Source organism: Pseudomonas sp. P1.31, from assembly GCF_001269815.1.
GTDB lineage: Bacteria > Pseudomonadota > Gammaproteobacteria > Pseudomonadales > Pseudomonadaceae > Aquipseudomonas > Aquipseudomonas rustica.
The window spans coordinates 109616-135066 of sequence record NZ_LHVN01000044.1 but is presented as its reverse complement, the minus strand read 5'-3'; the positions used below and the strand labels follow the sequence as shown (position 1 = coordinate 135066).

Here is a 25451-nt window from a genome sequence, read left to right as displayed (position 1 = left end):
CTGAGGGCGACATGCGACTACTGCAAAAAGCAAAAGATCGCAGCCTTCGGCAGCTCCTACAGGGAAATGCATTCCAATGTAGAAGCTGCCGAAGGCTGCGATCTTTTGATCTTGCTACTTAACGGCGGCGTTCGAGGGAGTAAACAAACGGTGCAACAATTTCAATCGAGCCGTTGTTCAGCATGTCAGCCGGTGGCTTTGGCAGCGGTTGTGCGCGGCGAATCATTTCCAGGGTAGCCCGGTCAAGATCAGCGTTGCCAGAGCGGCCCACCAGTTCGAATGACAGCACGTTACCTTCGGCATCCACCACGAAACGCAGACGGTTCAAGCCTTCCTTGCCGCGTGCCTGAGCACTGGCCGGGTACTTTTTGTACTTGGCCAAATGCGCGAGCAGGGTGCCTTGCCAGCTGGCTTTGGCAGCCATCTGGGCCGGCGACGGGCCTGGTGCAGGCTGGGCGGATTTCTCCGTCGGTGCCTGAGTCGGCTGGGTGTCGGCCGGTTTTTCCTCGGAAGGTTTCTCCTTCGGCGGATCAGGCAGCTTCTTCTCGACCGGCTTCGGCGGTTTAGGCTTGGGCTTCGGTTTAGGTTTCTGCACCGCGATTTCAGCTTTCGGGGCTTCGGCCAGTTTCGGAATCGGCAACTCTTCAACCGGAGCCGGTGGCTGCGGCGGTGTGACGACTTTCGGCGGAGCAGGCGGTGGCGGGGCCGGAACCGGGGCCAGCTCGACCATCATTGCCTGCGGCGGCAATTCGATGGGCGGGCGGGCGGTCCAGTTCAGCGCCAGCGCGATGGCCAGCGCATGAACGCCCAGCACCACGGCCAGGCTACCGCTGTAACGCGTCAGCTTATGGCGCGTCGTGATCATTTCTTGGCTGCCGTCTCAAGTCCTACCAGGCCGACCTTCAGGTAACCGGCGGAACGCAGGTTATCCATCACGCTCATCAGGTCGCCGTAATCCACGCCTTTGTCAGCCTGGAAGAAGATGGTGGTGTCTTTCTTGCCCTTGGTTCTGGCGTCGAGGGTGGCACCCAGTGCTTCGGGCTTCACTTCGTCTTCGCCGAGGAACAGACGCTGATCAGCTTTTACGCTGAGGAACACCGGTTTCTCTGGCCGCGGCGCCGGTTTGGCGGTCGAGGCAGGCAGGTCGACTTTGATGTCCACGGTGGCCAACGGAGCGGCCACCATGAAGATGATCAACAGCACCAGCATCACGTCGATAAACGGCGTGACGTTGATTTCGTGATTCTCGGCCAGATCGTCGTCTGCGCCTTCTTTCAAATGCAGGCCCATGGCCGATTACCCCACTTTAACCATGTGCGGCTGCGAGCTGCGCTCAGGCTGGTGGTCGAGGTCGCGGCTGACCAGCAACAGGACTTCTGCCGAAGCATCGGAAACCTGCGCCTTGTAACCGGCGATCGAGCGGGCGAAGACGTTGTAGATCACAACCGCTGGAATCGCTGCAACCAGACCCAGTGCAGTGGCCAGCAGGGCTTCAGCAATACCCGGTGCCACAACGGCGAGGTTGGTGGTCTGGGTTTTGGCGATGCCGATGAAGGAGTTCATGATGCCCCACACGGTACCGAACAGGCCGACAAACGGCGCGGTGGAACCGATGGTGGCGAGGACGCCGGTGCCGCTGCTCATGTTGCGACCGCAGGCTGCAACCAGACGCTCAAGACGGAAGCTGACGCGTTCCTTGATGCCTTCTTTCTCGCGGCTGTTGACCGACAGGCGCATCTCTTCGAGCGCATCGTGCACCAGCAGGTTGGCGAGGGTGCCTTCCTTGCCGGCGGTGGCGCTGGCTTCTTTAAGGGTGGTGGCTTTCTTCAGGGCGGCGATTTCGCCACGCAGACGACGCTTGGCGCCCATCAGCTCAAAGCCTTTGGCGATCCAGATGGTCCAGGTGATGATGGACGCGATGGCCAGACCGATCATCACGATTTTGACGATGATGTCAGCGTTCTGGTACATGCCCCACGGCGACAGGTCGTGGGCCATGCCCAGCGTGTTGTCGGCTTCGAGAACTTCAGGAACGTCGGCAGCGTCTACCGCTTGCACTGGATCGGTTGCAGCCGGTGCAGCAGCCGGGGCGGTGGCAGGCGCGTCAGCAGCAGGAGCGTGCTGTTCGGTCGCGGCCGGTGCGGCTGGCGCTTGCGCGTCAGCGAAGGCGGCGGTCGGTGCCAGCATCAGGCTGAGCAGCAGAGCCGCCACTGCGCTCCAGGCGCGAGGTCGTTGGGTTGGCGAAGCGGGGATTTGATTACGTGTCATGCTGGCCGGACCTGAGATAGAAAAACGATGATGCTCTTCCAGGCCTCGTGAGGCCGAGAACAAAAGTGGCAGGCATTATTGCAAGTAATTCTTGTTAACAAAAGTAATAGAGTATCTTTTTTTCCTTGATTGCTAGCCGCTCGTCACTCGCCGGGCCTAGTCTGTCGCTTTCCGATGGGAGTTTTCTGATGTCTGCGCCTTCTGTTCTGATTGCCGGTTGTGGCGATATTGGTAGTCGTCTGGCCACGCAATTGCTGGCCGCTGGCTGGGAAGTCCATGGCTTGCGCCGGGATGTGTCACGTCTGCCTGAGGGTGTCATTGGTGTTGCCGGGGATCTCTTTAATGAAGATTGCCCGGACACCTGGCCGATCGGTGCGGTGGATTACCTGGTGTATTGCGCTGCTGCGACGAATCATGATGAAGCCGGGTACCGCGCGGCTTATGTGCAGGGTTTGCAGAATGTGTTGAGCTGGCTGGATGACTATGGCCAGGTGCCGGAGCGGCTGTTGTTTGTATCCAGCAGCAGTGTTTATGGGCAGATGGATGGCGAGTGGGTGGACGAGACCTCAGCGACAGTGGCCAGCGGTTTCTCCGGACGGTTGATGCTTGAGGCTGAGCAAGTCGCGCTCAAGAGCGGTATCCCGGCGAGCATCCTGCGCCTGACCGGTATTTACGGGCCTGGCCGCGAGCGTCTGCTGACGCAAGTTCGCGAGGGTTATCGCGTCGCCGTCGAGCCACCGTTGTATGGCAATCGCATTCACGCGGACGACGCGGCGGGTCTGCTGAAGTTTTTGCTCGAGGCGGATCGGCAGGGGACTGCGCTGGAGAACATCTACATCGGCGTCGACAATGCACCGGCACCGTTGGCCGAAGTGGTCGACTGGTTGCGCGAGTATTTGGGTGTGACCGAGTGGGCGGCAGAGGCGAGCGTGCGGCGCACGGGCAGCAAGCGCTGCAGCAATGCCCGGGCAAAGGCCCTCGGCTGGACGCCAACATACCCAAGCTACCGCGAAGGCTACGCCGCGATCCTCGAAGGTAAATGCTGACGGCGTAACACCACAAACCACTGTGGGAACCGATCCCCTGTGGCGAGGGGATTTATCCCCGATGGGGCGCGCAGCGGCCCCAAATCCTGCAATCGCGGTTGATCAGATAAACCGCGTACAAAGGTTTTGCGACTGCTTCGCAGCCGATCGGGGATAAATCCCCTCGCCACAGAGGTTCCCACCTTGGATATTCAGTGGTTTCAGAAGATGATTACTGTTTTTCCAGCAACCACTTGCGAGCACCCGGTGTGAACTGCGGCTGTTCATCCGCCAGCGCGGAGTTCACCGCTTGCAGGATTTCCAGCTCTTTGCCCTTGCGCACAAAGATCCAGTTATTACCCTGACCGTTCTGCTGCAGCCACATGCTGTCGTTGCCGTTGCTCATCGACGCGCAATCGCCCGCCAGGCACAGCGCATATCGATCGGCACCCGGCATACCGGACACCTGGCCATCGGCCTGGAACTGCACGGTGGCGCCTTCGCCTTCACCGCTGGTGATTTTCCAGCTGCCGCCCATGTAGGCGGAATACAGCGCACGCTCGAAACTCGCACCGATCGGCGCGCCTTCCGGTACCGGAATCGGTGCGCGATCGAACAGTTGCTCGGGTTCGTTATCGCCGGCGGCCTGTTGCAGTTGGCTGCCGTCACGTTTCAACGCGCTGGCGGAGCTGCCGTAGAAGTCGACTTTCCAGGTGCCGGACTCTTCGCCCAGCAGCCGTCCTTCGACGTTCTCAAAACCATTGGTGTAGCGGGCCTGACTGGCCTTGGTGTTGATATCCCACTCAAGGTTCGGGCCGTAAGCCTGAAGTGCTTCGCGCAGGGGGCCGCCCTTGGCTGCAGCATTGATCGCCACCTGATTGATCCAGGTGCCGCTGATGTCACGGTCGGCAGGGTTGCTGGCGCAGCCGCCGAGGAGGAGGGCGAGCAGCGGAAGAGCTAGCGCTTTGCGCATGGTGGAATCCTTTCAAAACCTTTTCTTGCAGAGCAGTCGGCGCGGCGTTTGAAGGCCGCGCCGTGCGCATCACTCGATGACCAGAATGGCATCCATTTCAACCTGCGAACCCTTTGGCAGGGCAGCAACGCCGATGGCGGCGCGGGCCGGGTACGGCTGGTCGAAGTATTTGCCCATGATCTCGTTGACCTTGGCGAAGTGGCTCAGGTCGGTGAGGAAGATGTTCAGTTTGACGATGTCCTTGAACGAACCACCAGCGGCTTCGGCCACGGCTTTGAGGTTCTCGAACACCTGGACGGTCTGGGCTTCGAAGCCTTCAACCAGTTCCATGGTTTTTGGGTCCAGAGGAATCTGACCCGACATGTAAACAGTGTTGCCTGCCTTGATCGCCTGGGAGTAAGTACCGATGGCGGCCGGGGCCTTGTCGCTGGTGATAACAGTCTTGGTCATGTAGGACTCCTTGTTAGGGTTGCGTTATGCACGCATGCGGGTGATGCGGATCACCCCGGTCAAGGCGCGCAGTTTCTTGATCACGCGGGCCAGGTGCACTCGGTCGTGGACGCTGACCACCAACTGGACAACGCTGATGCGACCATCGCGTTCGTCCATGCTGATTTTCTCGATATTGCCGTCGGCTGCGTTGACGCTGCTGGCCAGCAGAGCGATCAGGCCGCGCTGGTGTTCCAGCTCGACGCGCAGTTCGACGTTGAATTCGCCGGTGACATCCTTGGCCCACGAGAGCTGGATGCATTTTTCCGGGTTGTGCCGGATTTCGCTGATATTGCGGCAGTTGTCGAGGTGCACGACCATGCCTTTGCCAGCCGACAGGTGCCCGACAATCGGGTCGCCCGGGATCGGCGTGCAGCACTTGGCGTAGCTCAGCACCAGACCTTCGGTACCGCGAATCGCCAGCGGGCCTTCAGGACTTGGCAGCTGTTCGCCTTCGCCGAGCAAGCGGCGGGCGACGACGTAGGCCATGCGGTTGCCCAGGCCAATGTCTTCAAGCAAATCTTCGATCAGTTCGAGGCGGTACTCGGTGAGCATCGCTTTGACGCGTTCGGCCTGGACTTTCTCCAGCGAACTGTCGAAACCGTTGAGCACCTTGTTCAGCAGGCGTTCGCCGAGGCTGATGGACTCGGAGCGGCGCTGCAGTTTCAGCGCATGGCGGATGTGCGTACGCGCCTTGCCGGTGACCACAAAGTTGAGCCACGCCGGATTCGGCCGGGCGCCGGGTGCGCTGACGATCTCGACCGTGGAGCCACTTTGCAGCGGTTCGGACAGCGGTGCGAGTCGACGGTTGATCCGGCAGGCAATGCAGCTGTTGCCGACGTCGGTGTGTACCGCGTAAGCAAAGTCGACCGCCGTGGAGCCTTTCGGCAGCTCCATGATCCGGCCTTTCGGCGTGAACACATAGACCTCGTCCGGGAACAGGTCGATCTTCACGCTCTCGATGAATTCCAGCGAGTTGCCGGCACGTTGCTGCATTTCCAGCACGCCTTTGACCCACTGACGGGCGCGGGCGTGAGTGCCTTTCGGCTGCTCGTCACCGCTGGATTTGTACAGCCAATGGGCGGCGATGCCGTTGTTGGCCATCTCTTCCATTTCGCGGGTACGGATCTGAATCTCGATCGGTACACCGTGCATGCCGAACAGCGTGGTGTGCAGCGACTGATAGCCGTTGGCCTTGGGGATCGCGATGTAATCCTTGAAGCGCCCCGGCAACGGTTTGTACAAATTATGTACAGCGCCTAGCACGCGATAGCAGGTATCGACCTTGTCGACGATGATCCGGAACGCGTAGACGTCCATGATCTCGTTGAAGGCCCGACGCTTGCCGCGCATTTTCTTGTAGATGCCGTAGAGATGTTTCTGACGACCGCTGACTTCGCCCTGGATGCCGTCGATGGCGAGGCAATGGCCAAGGGATTCTTCGATCTTGTTGACGATTTCCTTGCGGTTGCCCCGGGCGCGCTTGACCGCCTGGTAGATCCGCGCGGAACGCATCGGGTGCATGGCCTTGAAGCCGAGGTCTTCGAATTCGATGCGGATCGCATGCATGCCCAGCCGGTTGGCGATGGGCGCGTAGATTTCGAGGGTTTCCTTGGCGATCCGCCGGCGTTTTTCGCCGGACAGCACTTCCAGCGTGCGCATGTTGTGCAGGCGGTCGGCGAGTTTGACCAGGATCACGCGAATGTCGCGCGCCATGGCCATTGCCATTTTCTGGAAGTTTTCGGCTTGGGCTTCGGCCTTGGTCTCGAAATTCATCTGGGTCAGTTTGCTGACCCCGTCGACCAGTTCGGCCACGGTTTCACCGAACTGCGCTTGCAGCGCTTCTTTGGCGATACCGGTGTCTTCGATCACGTCATGCAGCATCGCGGCCATCAGGCTCTGATGATCCATGTGCATGTCGGCAAGAATATTGGCCACGGCAAGAGGATGCGTGACGTACGCCTCGCCGCTGCGACGGCGTTGACCGTCATGGGCTTGTTCGGCGTAGAAATACGCTCGGCGGACCAGGTTGACCTGGTCGTTGCCGAGGTAGGTCGATAAGCGATCGGCGAGGGCGTCTATGCTCGGCATGATGATTCCTGCCGTAAGCTGTGATCCCGCGCCGTGCTACGTCGACCAGGCATAGGCTTAGACGGCCTCGTTGGACTCGTCCTCGAACGCTGCGAACAGCGGCTCATCCTGGACGATTTCTTGCTCGGCGATGAACTCGTAGCTCATCAGGCCTTCAGCGATTTCACGCAGCGCTACAACGGTAGGCTTGTCGTTTTCCCACTGAACCAGTGGCTCTTTGCCGCCGGTGGCCAGTTGACGGGCACGTTTGGTAGAGAGCATGACCAGCTCAAAACGGTTTTCCACGTGGTTCAGGCAGTCTTCAACGGTTACGCGGGCCATGGTATTCCTCGGAGCGAATGCAATATGCGCGCTGCCCGGTTGGGCGAGCGGACTCAACAGTTTAAAAAATCACCAGCGATTAGGGAAGCGCTGATTTTTTAACCAAGCCCTTCAACGCGCTGCAAGTGCCAATGTAAAGCGCTTGCAGGCCTTTTGGGAAGTGCTGATTAACCGAGCAATTCGGCCAGCAATTTGCCGTGAAGCTGTTGCTGACGCTTCTGAATGAGCTGATTGGCGCGGAAAATCGCCTTCAGATCGTCCAGCGCGTGGGCGAAATCGTCGTTGATGATCAGGTAGTCGTAGTCGACGTAGTGGCTCATTTCGCTGACCGCTTCACGCATGCGGCCGTCGATGATTTCGTCGCTGTCCTGACCACGGTTGGTCAAACGCGAATGCAGTGCTTGCAGCGACGGCGGCAGAATGAAGATCGAGCGCGCCTGCGGCATCAGCTTGCGCACTTGCTCGGCGCCTTGCCAGTCGATTTCCAGAATCAGGTCGTGACCTGCGTCGAGGGTTTGCTGCAGATGGCTTTGCGAGGTGCCGTAGAGGTTGCCGAAAACCTCGGCGCGCTCAAGGAAATCGCCGTGTTCGCCCATCTTCACAAACGCTTCCCGCGTCACGAAGTGATAGTTCACGCCGTCGACTTCGCCCGGACGCATGGCGCGGGTGGTGTGCGAAACCGAAACGCGGATCTCCGCGTTGGCGTCGGTCAAAGCCTTGACCAGACTGCTCTTGCCCGCGCCCGAAGGGGCGGAAATGATGTACAGGGTGCCGGTGCTGTGGGTCATGTCGGGGTTGCCTTACTCAATATTCTGCACTTGTTCGCGCATCTGCTCGATCAACACCTTGAGGTTGACGGCGGCTTGGGTGCTGCGCGGATCAAAGGCCTTGGAGCCCAATGTGTTGGCTTCGCGGTTGAGCTCCTGCATCAGGAAGTCCAGGCGACGCCCGGCTGCACCGCCGGACTTGAGCACCCGGCGCACTTCGATGATGTGGGTGCTCAGGCGATCCAGTTCTTCGGCCACGTCGCTCTTTTGCGCGAGGATGACCATCTCCTGTTCCAGACGCTGCGGATCCAGCTCGGCCTTCATGTCGGCGAAGCGGTCGAGGACTTTCTGGCGTTGGGTCGCGAGCATCTGTGGCACCAGTTCACGCAGGGTCACGACGTCTGCTTCGATCGATGTCAGGCGCTCGTTGATCAACCGGGCCAGCTCCGCGCCTTCGCGCTCACGGCCAGCCTTCAACTCTTTCAGACCTTGATTGAACAGGGCCAGCGCTTCGGCGTTCAGCGCCTGCGGATCGGTTGCATCGCCGACCAGAACGCCAGGCCAGGCCAGGACTTCCAGCGGGTTCAGCGCTGCAGGGTTTTTGATCAGGCCCGCGATGGTTTCAGCGGCAGCGACCAGTTGCGCGGCGCGCTCGCGGTCGATTTGCAGCGCTTTGCCGGTGCTTTCTTCGGTGAAACGCAGGGTGCATTCCAGTTTGCCCCGCGACAGGCCCTGACGCAGCGCTTCACGCACCGCGCCTTCGAGGTCGCGAAAGGTTTCCGGCAAGCGCAGGTGCGGTTCCAGATAGCGACTGTTGACCGAGCGCAGTTCCCAGCTCAGGGTGCCCTGTACGCCGGCTTTCTCGACGCGGGCGAAGGCGGTCATGCTGTGCACCATGGCGGTAACCTCGCAATGCAGATCGGCGCGAAACCTGGGTTCCGCAAGCGCGATATCAATGAATTTATGCCGACTGGCAGCAAAGGCGCAGGATTGTAGCGCAGTGCGGCGAATGCGCCCAAACACACGGTGTGACAAAGGGCTGCAGCCCGTCGGTAATGCGTGTTTCAGGGCCCTCGGTCGTCGGCTCGAATTTTTAACCCGTGCCCAGTCGCGGTGCACCGCTCTATAATGCTCGGCAGTTTTCCGTCCTCAGTACAGGTATCTCCTATGAAACGTCCAAGTGGTCGCGCTGCCGATCAGCTCCGCTCGATCCGCATTACCCGCAACTACACCAAACACGCCGAAGGATCGGTGCTGGTCGAATTCGGTGATACCAAAGTCATCTGCACCGTCAGCGTCGAAAACGGCGTGCCGCGTTTCCTCAAAGGTCAGGGCCAGGGTTGGTTGACCGCCGAGTACGGCATGCTGCCGCGCGCCACTGGCGAGCGTAACCAGCGTGAAGCGAGCCGTGGCAAGCAGGGCGGTCGCACCCTGGAAATCCAGCGTCTGATCGGCCGTTCCCTGCGCGCTGCGCTGGACATGTCCAAGCTGGGCGATGTCACCTTGTACGTCGACTGCGACGTGATCCAGGCTGACGGCGGCACCCGCACTGCATCCATCACCGGCGCCATGGTTGCTCTGGTTGATGCGCTGAAAGTAATCAAGAAGCGCGGCGGCCTGAAGGGCGGCGACCCGCTCAAGCAAATGATCGGCGCGGTATCGGTCGGCATGTATCAGGGCGAAGCGGTACTGGATCTGGACTATCTTGAAGATTCCGCTGCCGAGACCGACCTCAACGTCGTGATGACCAGCACCGGTGGTTTCATCGAAGTGCAGGGCACCGCTGAAGGCGCGCCGTTCCAGCCGGAAGACCTCAACGCCATGCTGGAACTGGCCAAGCAAGGCATGAACGAGATTTTCGAACTGCAGAAGGCCGCACTGGCTGACTGAGCAGGTTCATAACCGCAAGGAGAGTGCGATGAGTGACGAGCAAGCGCTGCTGCCCAAACCGAGCCAGGAGGTTCGCCAATGGGCGATGTTTTGTCACTTGTCCGCTTTGCTGGGAATCTGGATTCCGTTCGGCAACCTGATCGGGCCGTTGATTCTCTGGCAAATGAAGCGTGAAAAGGATCCGTTTATCGATGCCCAGGGCAAAGAGGCGCTGAATTTTCAGATCACTGTCGCGATTGCGTCGTTGATCTGCTTCCTGCTGATGCTGTTGCTCATTGGCTTCGTCCTGATCGTGATACTGGGCATCGGTGCACTGGTGCTGACGATCATTGCCGGGGTGAAGGCCAACGAAGGCTATCCGTACCGGTATCCGTTTACCTGGCGGTTGATCAAGTAGGCTCGCGGGCCTGACGGGCGGAGTGCGCAATGGCTCAGCCGGTCTTTCCTTCTATCGAGCAGCAGACCGAGGAATGGCGGATGAAACCCGCCGCCGTGCTGACGGATCTGCAATCGACCGGCGCTGCGGTGTTCCGCTGGCAGCGTTCATCCACAGACAGCTATCACTTTGAACGTACTGAACCGCGCGAGCATGTTTTGCTCAGCGTGATGCTTGCGCCCATGCAATCGCGTGCCGCTGTTGGCGGCCGGCAGGTGTGGGACGGGCAGATTCACAGTGGTCAGGTGCGATTGCTGCAGCCCAGCCAATCCGCGAGCTGGGACACGCGTAGCGCTTTCGACATCCTTCATGTGCATTTGCCAATGCCGGCGTTGACCGCTGCGGCGCAGGAGCAAGGATTGAGCTTCGCCGGATTTCGCGGAACGCATCAGCCGCTGTATCAAAACGACAGAGTGGCTCATTTGCTGGCCCGGCAATTGGCGCTGTCCATCGGTGACAACAGTCGGGGCGCCCGTGAGCAGGCGGATCTAAGCGTTCAGGTATTGATTGCTCATTTATTGAACAGTTATGAGCTTTCGAGCACCCAGCCAAGAGTTGCCAGCCAAGGCCTGATGGATGCCTTGCGCTACATCGAGCGTCACCCCTGCGAAAAGCTCTGCATTGCCCGGTTGGCGGCAATTGCGGCGATGAGTGAATTCCACTTCGCTCGTGAATTCAAACGCGCTTTTGGCACTTCACCGCATGCCCACGTACTGGTTGTGCGCCTGCAACGGGCGCGCAACGCTTTGGAAAACTCCGCCAAGACTATTTTGGAAATTGCCCTGGAATCCGGGTTTGCCGACTCCAGCCATTTCGCCCGAGTCTTTCGTAAAGCCTATGGCATCAGCCCGAAGGATTTTCGCCAGTCCCGATAAAACTCGTGAGCAAGAAAGTACCGGCAATTGAGCAAGGATCGGCGCGACGACAGCTCTGCCCTCGTTGAACACTGTCCGCACTTCAACGACACGGAGCCAGCCAATGGCACACCTCGGACACGCTGTGCGCGACTATCGCCTGCAACTCATGTACTCGCTGATGGATCGCGAAGGCTTTGATGCTTTGCTTTTCACCCAGGCCGACTTCTTCCAGTTTGCGACCAACTTCAATACCGACGTAGAGACGTGGGAACGGCCAATTCTGTGCGTCGTACCGAGGAACGGCGCGCCGTTTGTGATCGCTCATGAGCTATCGACGCATCATTGGCGTTTCACCAAAGAAGCCGGGCATCTTTGGATCGAGGATGCACGTTTTTATGCCGAGCATCCGCGTGTGCAAAATCGCCTGCCCTTGGTCAGTCAGTGGAGTGAGCTGGTCGCACAATCTTTGCGCGATGCCGGGCTGCATCGGTCGCGCATTGGCGTCGACGCGATCACGGCGCCGTTGGCTCGCGTCGGTACTTTGCTGCCATCGTTGGTGCTGCAAAACGCGACCGAAGAGTGCCGCACGTTGCGGCTAGTCAAGCATGCCGAAGAGATCCAACTGATGCGCGAAGCCTGTGCGTTGACGGATTGGTTGCAGGATCGCTACCGGGAAAACATCCGCCCCGGACGACTGGTTCAGGAGCTGGACATGAGCATGGCCGCACTGTTTGTCGAAGAAGCGGCTAATCGTTTCCCCGGTGAGGATGTGCAGTGCATTGAGTTTTTCACCCTGTCCGGCCCGGCGAGCTGTGCACCCCACGGCGATGGTCGGCAGTGCGGCGCACGCATCGAGAAGGGTCATGGTCTGGTGAACATCATCATTCCGCGTATCAACGGTCTGATCATCGAGAACGAGCGCACCTGGTTTTGCGGCAAGCCTTCGGCGCGGCAAATTCAGTTGTATGAGGCGGCGCGGGAAGCCAATGAAGCGGCGTGCGAAGCGGCGGTGACGGGCAATCCGGTTTGCGCGATAGATGCGGCGGCTCAAGGGGTTTTCGAGCGGCATGGAGTGGCGGACTTGATCATCCATCGTACGGGCCATGGACTTGGGCTGGTCGGCCATGAGTTTCCCCACGACATGGCGTTCAATACGCGACCGCTGATGAGTGGCGAAGTGTATTCGGCTGAGCCGGGGATTTTTCAGTGGGGGCTGGGTGGCTTTCGGATCGACGACACGGTGGTGATTGGCGACACGCCAGACATCCTGACGCGCGCGCCCCGAGACATCTCCAGTCAGACAATTCTCTGATTAATAAAAATGCCCGTGTTTCACCTACGGGCATTTACATGAATGCAACCGGATTAGTTTCTTTGGGATGTAGGATTAATCTATTGCCGATGAATGGTAGTCATATAGTTATATATTTTTCGCTATTACATGTTTAGTCACAACTGCACTGCCTTGGTGCTGGCTCCGTCCTTGGCATCGGCGATGGACGATTGTTAAAGTTGCCCGGCGTTATGTTTCTCTTGAAATATTTCGATATATTCAAGCCGTCGAAGGTTCTTGAATTCCACAGCAATCAGTGTTGAGACAATCAGCCGATTCACGGCGCGCGCTCAGGAAAAGAGCTCGTCCCTGAATATAGCCAAGAATAATCAAAATGATTCAGCTCGATTTTTACGGAACACTCGTGGCCGCTTCCTTAGTACTTTTACTGGGGCGTGGTTTAGTTACTCGCGTTGGGTTTCTGCGCAATTACAATATTCCCGAACCGGTTGCCGGGGGCCTATTGGTTGCGCTTGTTCTTCTGATCATGCGAACACTGGATGTTGAAGTTCGCTTCGATACTTCGCTGCAAACGCCTTTGATGTTGGCCTTCTTTGCCACTATCGGTTTGAGTGCAGACTTCGCCAGCCTGAGAAAGGGCGGGCGCGTTGTTGGGATCTTTTTGGTGGCAGTCGCCGGGCTGCTGGTGGTGCAGAACGCGATGGGCGTTGGCCTCGCCACTCTGCTCGGACTTGACCCGCTGATGGGTCTGTTGACCGGTTCGATCACTCTGGCGGGCGGTCACGGTACCGGCGCGGCGTGGGGCACGATGTTCAGTGAGAAATACGGTTTGGCCTCTGCCTCTGAACTGGCGATCGCCTCGGCGACTTTTGGTCTGGTGCTGGGCGGTTTGATTGGTGGGCCAGTGGCTCGCCTGTTGATCAAACGTGTTGAGGTGCCCGGTTGCCAGAATCAGCAAGCGCCACGGCTCCCCAAGGGTTTTGAGCAGCCGAACAAAGAGCGCTCGATAACGCCGTTTTCATTTATCGAAACACTCGCCCTGATCGCGGTCAGCCTTCTGGTCGGCAATCTGCTGAACGGTTGGCTGCAAGGCAGCGCGCTTGAATTGCCGACCTTTGTTTGTGTGCTGTTTGTCGGTGTGTTGCTGCGTAACGGCCTCTCGGCGCTGGGGCTTTATCAGGTGTTCGAGCGGGAAGTGTCGGTGTTGGGCAATGTCAGCCTGTCGCTGTTCTTGGCGATTGCCTTGATGTCGCTGAAGCTGTGGGATCTGGCGGCGCTGGCGTTACCGATCTTCATCATTCTGGCGGTGCAGACCTTGGTCATGGCGCTGTTTGCGATTTTCGTGACGTTCCGCATGATGGGCCGCAACTACGATGCGGCGGTGCTGGCCGCAGGGCATTGCGGTTTTGGTCTCGGTGCCACGCCGACGGCAATCGCCAACATGCAGGCGGTGACGCAGCGTTACGGGCCTTCGCAGATTGCGTTTCTGGTGGTGCCGATGGTTGGTGCGTTCTTCATTGACATCATTAACGTCATCGTGATCAAGCTGTATCTGGCCCTGCCGATGTTTGTCGCGCTCTGAGGTTCAGCCCGCTTTAGGCTAGCGCACAAAAAATGCCCGTATCTCGCGATACGGGCATTTTTTTGACTGCGATTCGACGCTTAGATGGTCAGCGTCCAGTCGTAGTCGACGATCAGCGGCGCGTGCTGCGAGAACCGTGGCTGACGCGGCAGACGTGCGCTGCGTACAAAGCGGCGCAAGCCCGGTGTCAGGATCTGGTAGTCGAAGCGCCAGCCCAGATTGAGCATCTCGGCCTGTTCGTTATCCGGCCACCAGCTGTACTGGTCGCCTTCACGGCTGACTTCGCGCAGGGCATCGACATAACCCATGTTGCCGACAATCTCGTCCATCCAGGCGCGTTCCGGCGCCAGGAAGCCCGGGGATTGCTGGCTGTCGCGCCAGTTCTTGATGTCGAGCTTCTGCTGCGCCACGTACAGCGAGCCACAATAAATGTACTCGCGGCGTTTGCGTCGCTGTTTGTCCAGGTACTTGCCGAAGTCGTCCATGAGCTTGAACTTCTGGTTCAAGTCCTCATCGCCGTTCATCCCCGAAGGGAGCAGCAAGGTGGCAATACTGACTTTGTCGAAATCTGCTTGCAGGTAGCGCCCGTAGCGGTCGGCCGTCTCGAAACCGAGACCGCTGATGACAGCCTTCGGTTGCAACCGCGAATACAAAGCCACGCCGCCTTGGGCAGGGACTTCAGCATCGCAGGCATAAAGGAAGTAGCCATCCAGTTGGAAGGCTGGGTCATCCAGTTCAAAGGCGGAGGCACGGGTGTCCTGCAGGCAGATGACGTCGGCATTCTGAGCTTGCAGCCAACTGAGCAAACCGCGCTCGACTGCCGCCTGAATACCATTGACGTTCACACTGATGATCCGCATAAATGGCCCCAAAAATCGCGTGCGTGTATGATACACGGCGTCAAGCTAATTAGCTAAATCCGTGGTATTTGGGGTTTTTTTCATGCAAGCGTATCAGCGCGATTTCATTCGTTTTGCCATCGATCGCGGCGTTTTGCGCTTCGGTGAGTTCACCCTGAAGTCCGGGCGCACCAGTCCTTACTTCTTCAACGCCGGCCTGTTCAACTCGGGCTCGGCCCTGGCGCAGCTGGGGCGTTTCTACGCTGCAGCCATCGCTGAAAGCGGCATTCCCTTCGACGTTCTGTTCGGCCCGGCCTACAAAGGCATCCCGCTGGCGGCCACCACCGCCGTCGCATTGGCCGAGCATCACGACCGTGACCTGCCATGGTGCTTCAACCGCAAGGAAGCCAAGGCCCACGGCGAAGGCGGCAGCCTCGTTGGCGCGCCGCTGACCGGCGACGTGCTGATCATCGACGACGTGATTACCGCTGGCACCGCGATCCGTGAAGTGATGCAAATCATTGCTTCACAGGACGGCGCCAAGGCTGCCGGCGTGCTGATCGCGCTGAACCGTCAGGAACGTGGCAACGGCGAGTTGTCGGCGATTCAGGAGGTCGAGCGTGATTTCGGCATTCCGGTGATCAGCATTGTTTCGCTGAATCAGGTGCTGGAGTTCCTCGCGGATGATCCGCAGCTCAAGCAGCATCTGCCAGCCGTGGAAGCGTACCGCACCCAGTTTGGCGTCTGATACGACATCATTCTGTAGGAGCTGCCGGAGGCTGCGATCTTTTGATCTTAAAAACAGAATCAAAAGATCGCAGCCTTCGGCAGCTCCTACAGGGGTTTCGATTTAGCGCAGGTTTCTCCATTTTTTCAGCAGTTTCAGGGTCAATCCTGCGTTGATCAGCGCAAACGCCAGCAGCGCCAACACCACCATCACGTACAACGTGCGATCCACATCAAAATCCCACAGATCCAGCGTGCTGCTGCGAATAATCCCCACGGCAGCCGGCAAGTTGACGTAAAACAGCGCCACAAACGCACACGTCAGCGGCAGCGCCCGCCCGTAAAAAGCCTCGCGAACCTTGCCCCTGCTGCGTTTTCGGTTCAGCGGCCCCGACTGATATTCATCCAGTGCCAACGCTTCACTGAGCGCCGGCCACGCCAGGTTGAACAGGAAGGTGGTCAGGGTCAGCAGCAAGCCACTGACCGCGACGATGTCACTGAACGGCATTCAGGCCCAGCGTTGCGCAGAGCAAGGCGTGGCTGTCCTCGCTGATCTCGAACTGCCCGGCGCTGCCCTTGCGCTTGGTGATGGGTTTGAAGGTTGGCTCGTTCTGCGTGATCAGCATGTTCAGCTCATCGCGTATCACGTCCGAGCTGATGACCACCAGAAACACGGTTTGCGCGTATTCAGCCGTCTCGATCACCGCACGCATGCTGTGCTGGAGGATGTCGTCGAGCTGATTGCGAAAGCGCGACACGGTGTTTTTCAGCAGGGTTTTGCTTTGGCTTTGAGTCAGCTGAAAGATCGTCGAGATCTGCGATTCAGTCGGCAAGGTCTGCCCGAAATAGCTCTGAATCAGGTAGAGCAGACGATCCTGCTTGGCCTCGTCAGCGCGGCTGGGCATGCCGCCCTCGACCAGCATTTTCAGGTATTCGGTCAGGCTGGCCTTGGCAATGCGCTGCAACGCGTGGGTGATTTCCGCGTCACCAATGCGCAAGGTTTTCTTGACCGGTTCCTTTTGTTCCAGCTCGAAAGCGGCGGCGTCGATCGTGAACGAGATCTGCATGGCTCAGGCGCTCCGAGGTTATTTTTTGTTCGAGGGCGTGATGACCTCGGCGCTTTTGATGTTGGCAGGCTTTTCCGGATAAGGGTCTTTGATCGCATCACCTTGGCCGGTGAGGATTTTCCAGCCATTCAACGCATGTGCTGTTTTGCGAAATTGCGGGCACGGTGGCATCGAGGTTTTGGCTTGATTGGAATACTGATGGCCGCAATCGACGCACTCGTAAGTGCCAGGGGAAACATCGCTGCCGTAAGGGACGTAATCTTTTTGCATGGGTAAATCTCCGGTGGATGAAGGGAAGATCCTAGGGAGATTTGTTCTGAGGTGATGTCGGACGTTTCGCTTTGTTAAGTCAGACATTTCTTGCGCGCATAAAAAAGATCGCAGACTTCGTCAGCTCCTACAGGGATTTCGCACAAACGAAATCCGCTTTTGTAGGAGCTGCCGCAGGCTGCGATCTTTAGCCTTTCAGCAATCAGTGACGCTTGCGATTACTGATCAGCGTACCCACACCAGTATCAGTGAAGATTTCCAGCAGGATCGCGTTCGGTACACGACCGTCGATGATCAACGAGCTACCGACGCCGCCCTGAACCGCTTCCAGCGCACAACGGATCTTCGGCAGCATGCCGCCGTAGATGGTGCCGTCAGCAATCAGATCGTCAACTTGCTGCGTGCTCAGGCCGGTCAGCACGGTGCCCGACTTGTCCATCAGGCCGGCGATGTTGGTCAGCAGCATCAGCTTTTCAGCTTTCAGCGCTTCGGCGACTTTGCCAGCCACCAGGTCAGCATTGATGTTGTACGACTCACCGTTGGCGCCGACGCCGATTGGCGCGATCACCGGGATGAAATCACCTTTGACCAACAGGTTGAGCAAGTCGGTGTTGATCCCGATGACTTCGCCCACGTGGCCGATGTCGATGATTTCCGGCTGGGTCATCTCCGGGGTCTGGCGGGTAACGGTGAGCTTTTTCGCACGAATCAGCTCGGCGTCTTTACCGGTCAGGCCGATGGCGCTGCCGCCGTGGCGGTTGATCAGGTTGACGATACTTTTGTTGACCTGACCGCCCAAGACCATTTCGACGACGTCCATGGTCGCCGCGTCGGTGACGCGCATGCCATCGACGAAGTGGCTTTCGATCGACAGGCGCTTGAGCAGATCACCGATCTGCGGGCCGCCGCCGTGCACGACCACCGGGTTGATGCCGACGGCTTTCATCAGCACGATGTCGCGGGCGAAGCCGGTTTTCAGCTCCTCGCTTTCCATCGCGTTGCCGCCGTATTTGATCACCAGGGTCTTGCCGACATAACGTCGGATATAAGGCAGCGCTTCGGACAGGACCTTGGCAGTGTTGGCGGCGGCATCGCGTTCGAGGGTCATTCAGGGCTCCGGGTGGATCAGAACGGTAGTTGGAGATCAGGTGCAACACGTTTCAATTGGGCGTGGAACACGTCCTTGATGCGCTGCAATTCAGCCTCGTCATCGGCCTCGAAGCGCAGCACCAGCACCGGTGTGGTGTTGGACGCGCGCACCAGGCCCCAGCCTTTGGCGTAATCGACTCGCACGCCGTCAATGGTGGTCAGGTCAGCGCCTGCGCCCCACTGTGCGTCGTGCAGTGCATCAATGATGCTGAATTTGCTCTCTTCGGTCACATGGATATTGATTTCCGGCGTAGAAATATCGTTCGGGAAGGTCGCAAACAGCTCTTCCGCAGTAGATTTTTCCTTGCTGAGGATCTCCAGCAGCCGCGCGGCGCTGTAGATGCCATCGTCGAAACCGAACCAGCGCTCCTTGAAGAAGATGTGCCCGCTCATTTCACCGGCCAATAGAGCACCGGATTGTTTCATTTTCTTTTTGATCAACGAATGACCGGTCTTCCACATTAGCGGACGGCCGCCGTATTCCTTGATCAGCGGTACCAGTCGACGGGTGCATTTGACGTCGAAAATGATCTCGGCGTCCGGGTTGCGCGCAACCACGTCACGGGCGAACAGCATCAGCAGACGATCCGGGTAGACGATGCTGCCGGTGTTGGTCACCACGCCGACACGGTCGCCATCGCCGTCGAACGCCAGGCCGATGTCGGCGTTGGTTTCCTTGACCTTGGCGATCAGGTCGACGAGGTTTTCAGGCTTGCCCGGATCCGGGTGATGGTTCGGGAAGTTGCCGTCGACTTCGCAGAACAGCGGGATGACTTCGCAGTTCAGCGCTTCGATCAGTTGTGGGGCGATCACGCCGGCCGCGCCGTTGCCGCAGTCGACCACGACTTTCATGCGCCGCGCCAGTTTGATGTCCTGGACGATTTCGGTGTTGTAGCGGTCGAGGATTTCGACTTGGGTAACGCTGCCGGTGCCGCTGCTCAGATTGTTGGTCTTGATGCGCTCATGCAGCACCTGAATCTGTTCGTTGGCGAGGGTGTCGCCGGCGATGACGATCTTGAAGCCGTTGTAGTTCGACGGGTTGTGGCTGCCGGTGAGCATCACCCCGGACTTGCCGGCCAGCACGTTGGCGGCGTAGTACAGCGCCGGCGTCGGCACCAGGCCGACATCGCTGACATGGCAGCCGCTTTCGGCGATGCCGCGAATCAGCTCGGCAACCAGCTCCGGGCCGGACAAGCGGCCGTCGCGACCGACGGATACATTCGGCTCACCTTGAGCGAGGCTCTGCGAACCGATGGCGCGGCCGATCCAGTAAGCGGTTTCGGCATTGAGGAATTCCGGCACGGTGCCGCGAATGTCATAGGCGCGGAAAATGCTGTCGGGCAGCTTCGGGGCGATCTTGGCTGGGGTGCTCATCTACGGAAATGCTCCATCTCGAAAGTGGCGGGACAGACCGACGAATCGTTCGACGGCAGGCTCAAACTGAAGGGTATGACGGCGTTTTCCACAGAGAGTTCGTGGTATGAAAGGGCCATGACGCCTCGGCTGGCGTGGCTTTCGGCCGGCAAAACCTTGATTTACGGTGTTAAAACCTGTCGCACAAATTGCACAAATTTCTCTTCTGTAGGAGCTGCCGAAGGCTGCGATCTTTTGACTTTGTTTTTTAAGATCAAGATCAAAAGATCGCAGCCTGCGGCAGCTCCTACAGGAGATGTGTTCGGTTATTTGGTGCCGGTATGGCCAAAACCGCCGGTGCCGCGTTCGGTTTCGACGAACTCTTCAACCATTTCGAAGTGCGCCTGTACCACCGGTACCAGCACCAGTTGCGCCAGACGTTCGCCGACGGTCATGGTGAAATCGCTCTGGCCACGGTTCCAGCAGGACACCATCAGCGGGCCCTGGTAGTCGGAGTCGATCAGGCCGACGAGGTTGCCCAGCACGATGCCGTGCTTATGGCCCATGCCCGAGCGCGGTAGGATCAGTGCGGCAAGGTTCGGGTCGCCGATGTAAACCGACAGACCGGTGGGGATCAGCACGGTTTCACCCGGCTTGATCACGATGTCCTGTTCCAGCATGGCGCGCAGGTCGAGGCCGGCGGAGCCCGGAGTGGCGTATTGCGGCAGCGGAAAATCGGTGCCGATGCGTGGGTCGAGGATCTTGGCTTGCAAAGCGTGCATGTAAATTAAACCTGGTTCAGACGTTCGGCGATAAAAGTGACCAGTTGGCGAGCGATCTTGCTCTTGCTGGTCTGGGCGAAAACCGTGGCGTGCAGCTCACGGTCAATCACGCTGCAGGCGTTTTCTTCGCTGTTGAAACCGATGCTCGGGTTGGCGACGTCGTTGGCGACGATCAAATCGAGATTCTTGTCCTTCAGCTTGCGTGCAGCGTAGTCGAGCAGGTGTTCGGTCTCGGCGGCAAAGCCGACACTGAACGGACGGTCGGGACGGGTCGCGATGGTGGCCAGAATGTCTGGATTGCGCACCATTTGCAGGACGAAGCCATCACCGCTCGTAGGATCTTTCTTGAGTTTTTGCGGGGCGATGACTTCCGGGCGGTAGTCCGCAACCGCTGCCGAGGAAATGAACACGTCGCACGGGATCGCCGATTCACACGCCGCGAGCATGTCGCGGGCGCTGACCACGTCGATACGCGTGACGCGATCTGGCGTCGGCAGGTGCACCGGGCCGCTGATCAGCGTGACGCGGGCGCCGGCTTCAACCGCTGCTTCGGCGAGGGCAAAGCCCATTTTTCCGGAGCTGTGGTTGGTGATGTAGCGCACCGGATCGATGTTTTCCTGAGTCGGACCGGCAGTGATCACCACATGTTTGCCGGTCAGTGCCTGGCGCTGGAAACAGTCTGCCGCGCACTGCGCGAGGTCGGTGGCTTCCATCATCCGGCCCATGCCGACGTCGCCGCAGGCCTGACTGCCCGAGGCCGGGCCGAAGGTCTTCAGGCCACGGCTTTCAAGGAGTTGCAGGTTGGCCTGGGTCGCCGGATCACGCCACATCGCCTGATTCATGGCCGGCGCGACAGCGACGACAGCGTCAGTGGCGAGTACCAGCGTGGTCAGCAAATCATTGGCAATGCCTTGCGCCAGACGCGCGAGCAGGTCGGCGGTGGCCGGGGCGATCAGCACCAGATCGGCCCACTTGGCCAGCTCGATGTGGCCCATCGCGGCTTCGGCGGCCGGGTCGAGCAAGTCGAGGTGCACCGGGTGGCCGGACAGCGCCTGCATGGTCAGCGGGGTGATGAATTCGGCGCCGCCGTGGGTCATGACCACGCGCACTTCGGCGCCCTGGTCGATCAGGCGACGAACCAGATCGGCGCTCTTGTAGGCCGCGATGCCGCCGCCGACGCCCAGAACGATGCGTTTCCGATACAGCCGCTGCATAGGTCTGCCTTTCATTTCGTGGGTGACATACGTGGCGAAACCCCCTCCCCAGGGTGAATCCGCCCGCAAAAAAGATGGGCTAAGATATCACAGCGACCGCTACGGAACAGCGGCGCCCACAGACAGGGAAGTGCTATGAGTATTCGTGATTGGCCCGCGGCTGAACGCCCGCGGGAAAGGTTGTTGGAACAAGGTGCGGCGAGTCTTTCGGATGCGGAACTGCTGGCGATTTTCCTTCGTACCGGCGTGCCGGGGAAAAGTGCGGTGGATCTGGCGCGGCATTTGTTGAGTCAGTTCGGCAGCCTGCGTTTGTTGCTTGAGGCCGATCAGGACGCATTCAGCAAACAATTGGGTTTGGGCCCCGCAAAGTACGCGCAGCTGCAAGCGGCGCAAGAAATGGGCAAGCGGCATCTGGCCGAACGCTCGCGCGAGAAACCTGCGCTGGAGAATCCCCAGGTCGTCCGTGATTACCTCAAAGCCATGCTGAGGCATGAGCCTCATGAGGTGTTCGGCTGTCTGTTTCTCGATTCAAAACATCAGGTGCTGAATTTCGAGGCCTTGTTTCGCGGCTCGATCGACAACACCAGCGTGCATCCCCGGGAAGTGGTGAAGCGTGCGTTGGCTAACAACGCGGCGGCGGTGATCCTCTGCCATAACCATCCGTCGGGGAACACGGATCCGAGTCAGTCAGATCGGTTGCTGACCAAGCGACTGCAGAAAGCTTTGGATTTGATTGATGTGCGGGTGCTCGATCACTTCATCATCGGTGACGGCGAGCCGCTGTCGATGGCGGAATGTGGCTGGATGTAACTTCCACTCCCTGTAGGAGCTGCCGCAGGCTGCGATCTTTTGATCCTAAAAAAACAGAATCAAAGGATCGCAGCCTGCGGCAGCTCCTACAGGGGCAGGTTATTTGAGGTTGACCTTGGAGTAGTCCTGACGGCCAAACGGGCTCACCGAATATCCCTGCACGTCTTTGCGCGTTAGCGCATACGCCGTCGGGTGCGCCAACGGCAGCCACAGCGCCTGCTGCTGAATCTGCGCCTGCGCCTGCTCGTACAGCTTGGTGCGTACACCTTGCTCGCTGGTGGTCTTGCCGGCGCTGATCAGCTTGTCCAGATCGGCGTTGCAGTAGCGCGCGAAGTTAGTCCCCGACTTGACCGCAGCGCAGGAAAACTGCGGCGTGAGGAAGTTATCCGGGTCGCCGTTATCGCCCGCCCAGCCCATGAACAACAGATCATGCTCGCCCGCCTTGGCGCGACGAATCAGCTCGCCCCACTCGATCACGCGGATTTCCGCCTGAATACCGATCTCTGCCAGATCCGACTGCAACATCTGTGCGCCGAGGCTTGGATTCGGATTGAGCAGGCTGCCGGACGGACGCGTCCAGATGGTGGTCTGGAACCCATCCTTCAAACCGGCCTTGGCCATCAGCGCCTTGGCTTTGGCGATGTCGTGCGGATAGCCCGGCAGGTTCTTGGCGTAGCTCCAAGTGTTCGGCGGGTACGGGCCGTTGGCCGCTTCGGCGGTGTCTTCAAACACAGCTTTGATGTAGTTGGCCTTGTCGAACGCGAGGTTGATCGCCTGACGCACTTCCGGCTTGTCCAGCGGCGGGTGCTGGCTGTTGATGCCGACGAAAGCGGTCATGAACGCGTCAGTCTTTTCGACTTTTAATGTCGGTTCTTTCAGCGCGGCTTGTACGTCGAGTGGTTTCGGCGACAGAGCGATCTGGCATTCATTGCGTCGCAGCTTTTGCAGGCGCACGTTGGCGTCCGGGGTGATGGCGAAGATCAGCGGATCGACCGCAGGCTTGCCACCGAAGTAGTCCGGGTTGGCCTTGTAGCGGATCGCCGCGTCTTTCTGGAAACGATTGAACACGAACGGGCCGGTGCCGATCGGCTGGCTGTTGAGCTTGTCCGTCGCGCCGGCCTTCATCAGTTTGTCGGCGTATTCGGCGGAGTAGATAGAGGCGAAGCCCATGCTCAGGGTCGCCAGGAACGTCGAGTCCGGGTGATCAAGGGTGAAGCGCACAGTCAGCGGATCGAGGGCGTCGATCTTCTTGATCAGTGCTGGCAACTGCATCGACTGCGCGTGCGGGAAACCGCTCTGGGCGACTTTGTGCCACGGGTTCGCCGGGTCAAGCATGCGATCGAAGCTGAATTTGACATCTTCAGCGGTCAGCTCGCGGCTCGGCTTGAAGTAATCCGTCGTGTGAAATTTCACCTGCGGATGCAGTTTGAACACATACGTCAGGCCATCGGTGCTGACCTCCCAACTGTCGGCCAGGCTCGGCACGACTTTGCCGCTGGCGGTGTCGAAATCCACCAGGCGGTTCATCAGCACGTCGGCCGAGGCGTTGGTGGTGGTCAGCGAGTTATATTGCACCACGTCGAACCCTTCCGGGCTGGCCTCGGTGCAGACGCTCAGCGCGGCGGCCTGGGCCAGAGGGCTCAGCAGGAGCGGGGCGAGCAACAGGGGTAGGGCAGCGAGGCGCATGGTCGGTTTCCTTTTACAGATCGAAGGCCCATCTGCAAGTGCAGTCTGGAAAAGGCCTACCCTAGAGGGCTGGATTACAAATGACTATCCCCTTTTTGCATTTTAAGGGCACAGTGATGGCGGTTTTTCAGACCACGGCGCTGCGCAAAAAGTCTGAAAGCCGTGTGCAGACGATTTTCTTCGACGAGTGGTAAAAACCGGTGCCGGCCTTTATCCAAAGCGTTCGCAGGTCGAAAAAGCGCCTTTTTGTGGATTGATTGCACACGGAAAGTTGTTGCACCCCGGTCTTTCTGGTATAAAGCAGCGCTCTTTTCTAGGGGCCCGGTTCCTTCACTGTAGGTGTAGCCGGTAAGACCTCTAAAGAAACGCGGCGCCTGGCGCCAAATGACTGAGAGATTAAGCGGCCAACCCATGCCGGGTTGGGCATGTGGTTTTAGAGGGCTGAGGCATGTCGAGAGTATGTCAAGTTACCGGTAAGGGTCCGGTGACTGGGAATAACATTTCCCACGCAAACAACAAAACCCGTCGTCGTTTCCTGCCGAACCTGCAGCATCACCGCTTCTGGGTTGAAGAAGAGAAACGTTTTGTGCGTCTGCGCGTATCTGCCAAAGGCATGCGTATCATCGACAAGCGTGGCATCACTGTCGTGCTCGCCGAACTTCGCCGCGATGGCAAGATTTAAGGGAGCTAATCATGCGTGAATTGATTCGTTTGATCTCGAGCGCCGGTACTGGTCACTTCTACACTACCGACAAGAACAAGCGTACTACCCCGGACAAAATCGAGATCAAGAAATATGATCCGGTTGTTCGCAAGCACGTGATCTACAAGGAAGGCAAAATCAAGTAATTGATTTTTCCCGACTTACAAAAAAGGCCCGTATCTCACGATGCGGGCCTTTTTTGTTGCCTCCGGTTTCTGCGGTTGTCTGTGCGGGCCTCATCGCGAGCAGGCTCACTCCTACATTGGAATGCGGTCATCTGTAGGAGTGAGCCTGCTCGCGATAGGGCCGGATCAGCCAGCAAAAATCCTCAAGCCTTCTGTTCGAAGATCACATAGACCTTGCGGCAAGCCTCCAGCACTTCCCAGGTGCCACGAAACCCCGCCGGAATCACAAATCGGTCGCCAACCCGCAACGTCTTGGCATTGCCATCGCTGTCACGCAGCACCGACACGCCCTGCAAAATCTCGCAGTATTCGTGCTCGGTGTAATTCACTGTCCATTGCCCAACCGCACCTTCCCACACGCCAACGCCCATCTGCCCACACGGACTGTCGTACTGATGGAACACCGCTTGTTCAGGATCACCCTTGAGCACTTTCGCCGGATCCGGGCGATAGCGTTCGGCTTCGCTGCTGGTCAGGCTGATGTCGACGACGTTCTGGATGTTCATTGTTGTTATCCCCTGTGAATACGGCGCGATTGGCTGGAAAGGGCCAAAGTCTATGTTGATTAAAATCAACACCGCAAGGCCGTATGGCCACCTTATGTCAAATATATTGAAACAACCCCGGCCGCTGGTTTAGGGTGGCGGGTGCCTCTGGCCGAAATAACCGGCTGG

General features: G+C 58.8%; 28 protein-coding genes and 1 pseudogene. 10 read left to right on the top strand and 19 right to left on the bottom strand.

What is annotated here, in order from left to right; all coding sequences use genetic code 11:
* Positions 1-118: 118 nt before the first annotated feature.
* Genes AD669_RS26660 through exbB form a run of 3 tightly spaced genes read right to left on the bottom strand, consistent with a single transcriptional unit; the run spans position 119 to position 2268 of the window.
* Positions 119-865 (bottom strand): energy transducer TonB, encoded by a 747-nt coding sequence (locus AD669_RS26660; RefSeq protein ID WP_038359287.1) that lies wholly within the window; start codon positions 863-865, stop codon positions 119-121.
* Entirely contained in the window at positions 862-1290 is a 429-nt protein-coding gene (gene exbD / locus AD669_RS26655; protein ID WP_053125060.1) for a TonB system transport protein ExbD, read from the bottom strand. The genes AD669_RS26660 and exbD overlap by 4 nt, the downstream gene beginning before the upstream one ends.
* A 6-nt stretch (positions 1291-1296) precedes the next feature.
* Positions 1297-2268: a tonB-system energizer ExbB gene (gene exbB, locus AD669_RS26650; RefSeq protein WP_053125058.1), complete on the bottom strand. Its 972-nt coding sequence runs from the start codon at positions 2266-2268 to the stop codon at positions 1297-1299.
* A 188-nt stretch (positions 2269-2456) separates the two neighbouring features.
* Between exbB and AD669_RS26645 the strand changes: the two genes are divergently transcribed.
* A complete protein-coding gene (locus tag AD669_RS26645; RefSeq protein ID WP_053125056.1) occupies positions 2457-3314 on the top strand; it encodes an SDR family oxidoreductase in 858 nt (285 codons plus the stop codon).
* 211 nt (positions 3315-3525) lie between these two features.
* Here AD669_RS26645 and AD669_RS26640 read toward each other — a convergent pair whose 3' ends face one another.
* The 6 genes from AD669_RS26640 to AD669_RS26615 all read right to left on the bottom strand — a co-directional run bounded on the left by AD669_RS26640 (position 3526) and on the right by AD669_RS26615 (position 8831).
* A complete protein-coding gene (locus AD669_RS26640) occupies positions 3526-4266 on the bottom strand; it encodes a hypothetical protein (protein WP_053125054.1) in 741 nt (246 codons plus the stop codon).
* Between the two features lie 69 nt (positions 4267-4335).
* Entirely contained in the window at positions 4336-4716 is a 381-nt protein-coding gene (locus AD669_RS26635; protein WP_003229509.1) for a RidA family protein, read from the bottom strand.
* A gap of 24 nt (positions 4717-4740) precedes the next feature.
* Entirely contained in the window at positions 4741-6846 is a 2106-nt protein-coding gene (gene spoT, locus AD669_RS26630) for a bifunctional GTP diphosphokinase/guanosine-3',5'-bis pyrophosphate 3'-pyrophosphohydrolase (RefSeq protein ID WP_016985811.1), read from the bottom strand.
* Positions 6847-6903: 57 nt separating this feature from the next.
* Positions 6904-7167, bottom strand: coding sequence for a DNA-directed RNA polymerase subunit omega (gene rpoZ / locus AD669_RS26625; protein WP_016985812.1), 264 nt, complete (start codon positions 7165-7167; stop codon positions 6904-6906).
* Positions 7168-7334: 167 nt separating this feature from the next.
* Entirely contained in the window at positions 7335-7955 is a 621-nt protein-coding gene (gene gmk, locus AD669_RS26620; protein WP_053125052.1) for a guanylate kinase, read from the bottom strand.
* 12 nt (positions 7956-7967) lie between these two features.
* Complete coding sequence (locus AD669_RS26615; RefSeq protein WP_053125050.1) at positions 7968-8831, bottom strand: YicC/YloC family endoribonuclease; 864 nt, start codon at positions 8829-8831, stop codon at positions 7968-7970.
* 270 nt (positions 8832-9101) lie between these two features.
* Between AD669_RS26615 and rph the strand changes: the two genes are divergently transcribed.
* The 5 genes from rph (at position 9102) to gltS (ending at position 13993) form a co-directional block, all read left to right on the top strand.
* Positions 9102-9824: a ribonuclease PH gene (gene rph / locus AD669_RS26610; protein ID WP_016985814.1), complete on the top strand. Its 723-nt coding sequence runs from the start codon at positions 9102-9104 to the stop codon at positions 9822-9824.
* Between the two features lie 28 nt (positions 9825-9852).
* Positions 9853-10221, top strand: coding sequence for a DUF4870 domain-containing protein (locus tag AD669_RS26605; protein ID WP_053125048.1), 369 nt, complete (start codon positions 9853-9855; stop codon positions 10219-10221).
* A 29-nt stretch (positions 10222-10250) separates the two neighbouring features.
* Positions 10251-11135 (top strand): helix-turn-helix domain-containing protein, encoded by an 885-nt coding sequence (locus tag AD669_RS26600; protein WP_082341505.1) that lies wholly within the window; start codon positions 10251-10253, stop codon positions 11133-11135.
* Positions 11136-11238: 103 nt separating this feature from the next.
* Entirely contained in the window at positions 11239-12429 is a 1191-nt protein-coding gene (locus AD669_RS26595) for a Xaa-Pro peptidase family protein (RefSeq protein ID WP_053125045.1), read from the top strand.
* Positions 12430-12784: 355 nt separating this feature from the next.
* Positions 12785-13993 carry a sodium/glutamate symporter gene (gltS, locus tag AD669_RS26590; RefSeq protein WP_053125043.1) on the top strand — a complete coding sequence of 403 codons (1209 nt, stop codon included), beginning with the start codon at positions 12785-12787 and terminating at the stop codon, positions 13991-13993.
* A gap of 80 nt (positions 13994-14073) precedes the next feature.
* On the opposite strand, the gene AD669_RS26585 is transcribed toward gltS, so the two are convergent.
* Complete coding sequence (locus AD669_RS26585; protein WP_007920349.1) at positions 14074-14853, bottom strand: exodeoxyribonuclease III; 780 nt, start codon at positions 14851-14853, stop codon at positions 14074-14076.
* Between the two features lie 82 nt (positions 14854-14935).
* Between AD669_RS26585 and pyrE the strand changes: the two genes are divergently transcribed.
* Positions 14936-15580: an orotate phosphoribosyltransferase gene (gene pyrE, locus AD669_RS26580; RefSeq protein WP_053125041.1), complete on the top strand. Its 645-nt coding sequence runs from the start codon at positions 14936-14938 to the stop codon at positions 15578-15580.
* A gap of 102 nt (positions 15581-15682) precedes the next feature.
* Here the strand turns inward: pyrE and AD669_RS26575 are convergent, their stop codons facing one another.
* The 7 genes and pseudogenes from AD669_RS26575 to coaBC form a co-directional block, all read right to left on the bottom strand.
* Positions 15683-16066, bottom strand: coding sequence for a hypothetical protein (locus tag AD669_RS26575; RefSeq protein WP_053125039.1), 384 nt, complete (start codon positions 16064-16066; stop codon positions 15683-15685).
* On the bottom strand, positions 16053-16625 hold the full coding sequence (locus AD669_RS26570) for a hypothetical protein (RefSeq protein WP_053125037.1): 573 nt from the start codon (positions 16623-16625) through the stop codon (positions 16053-16055). Before AD669_RS26570 ends, AD669_RS26575 begins: the two co-directional genes overlap by 14 nt.
* Before the next feature lie 18 nt (positions 16626-16643).
* Positions 16644-16895 carry a hypothetical protein gene (locus tag AD669_RS26565; RefSeq protein ID WP_053125036.1) on the bottom strand — a complete coding sequence of 84 codons (252 nt, stop codon included), beginning with the start codon at positions 16893-16895 and terminating at the stop codon, positions 16644-16646.
* Positions 16896-17097: 202 nt separating this feature from the next.
* A complete protein-coding gene (gene argB / locus AD669_RS26560) occupies positions 17098-18003 on the bottom strand; it encodes an acetylglutamate kinase (RefSeq protein ID WP_053125034.1) in 906 nt (301 codons plus the stop codon).
* 17 nt (positions 18004-18020) lie between these two features.
* A pseudogene (locus AD669_RS26555) lies at positions 18021-19397 on the bottom strand (phosphomannomutase/phosphoglucomutase); the annotation flags it as partial.
* Positions 19398-19723: 326 nt separating this feature from the next.
* Positions 19724-20179 (bottom strand): dUTP diphosphatase, encoded by a 456-nt coding sequence (dut, locus tag AD669_RS26550; RefSeq protein ID WP_008086463.1) that lies wholly within the window; start codon positions 20177-20179, stop codon positions 19724-19726.
* A gap of 5 nt (positions 20180-20184) precedes the next feature.
* A complete protein-coding gene (gene coaBC, locus AD669_RS26545) occupies positions 20185-21393 on the bottom strand; it encodes a bifunctional phosphopantothenoylcysteine decarboxylase/phosphopantothenate--cysteine ligase CoaBC (protein ID WP_053125030.1) in 1209 nt (402 codons plus the stop codon).
* A gap of 135 nt (positions 21394-21528) precedes the next feature.
* On the opposite strand from coaBC, the gene radC reads away from it, so the two are divergent.
* The gene (radC, locus tag AD669_RS26540; RefSeq protein WP_053125027.1) at positions 21529-22203 is read left to right on the top strand and encodes a DNA repair protein RadC; all 675 of its coding nucleotides are present in this window, start codon (positions 21529-21531) and stop codon (positions 22201-22203) included.
* Positions 22204-22302: 99 nt separating this feature from the next.
* On the opposite strand, the gene AD669_RS26535 is transcribed toward radC, so the two are convergent.
* On the bottom strand, positions 22303-23889 hold the full coding sequence (locus tag AD669_RS26535) for an ABC transporter substrate-binding protein (protein WP_053125025.1): 1587 nt from the start codon (positions 23887-23889) through the stop codon (positions 22303-22305).
* 448 nt (positions 23890-24337) lie between these two features.
* Here AD669_RS26535 and rpmB point away from each other — a divergent pair, with 448 nt between their 5' ends.
* Both rpmB and rpmG read left to right on the top strand, forming a co-directional pair.
* On the top strand, positions 24338-24571 hold the full coding sequence (gene rpmB / locus AD669_RS26530) for a 50S ribosomal protein L28 (protein ID WP_007920377.1): 234 nt from the start codon (positions 24338-24340) through the stop codon (positions 24569-24571).
* Between the two features lie 11 nt (positions 24572-24582).
* Positions 24583-24738 carry a 50S ribosomal protein L33 gene (gene rpmG / locus AD669_RS26525; protein ID WP_003177274.1) on the top strand — a complete coding sequence of 52 codons (156 nt, stop codon included), beginning with the start codon at positions 24583-24585 and terminating at the stop codon, positions 24736-24738.
* A gap of 182 nt (positions 24739-24920) precedes the next feature.
* Here rpmG and AD669_RS26520 read toward each other — a convergent pair whose 3' ends face one another.
* Positions 24921-25283: a cupin domain-containing protein gene (locus AD669_RS26520; RefSeq protein WP_008086800.1), complete on the bottom strand. Its 363-nt coding sequence runs from the start codon at positions 25281-25283 to the stop codon at positions 24921-24923.
* Positions 25284-25451: the final 168 nt, after the last annotated feature.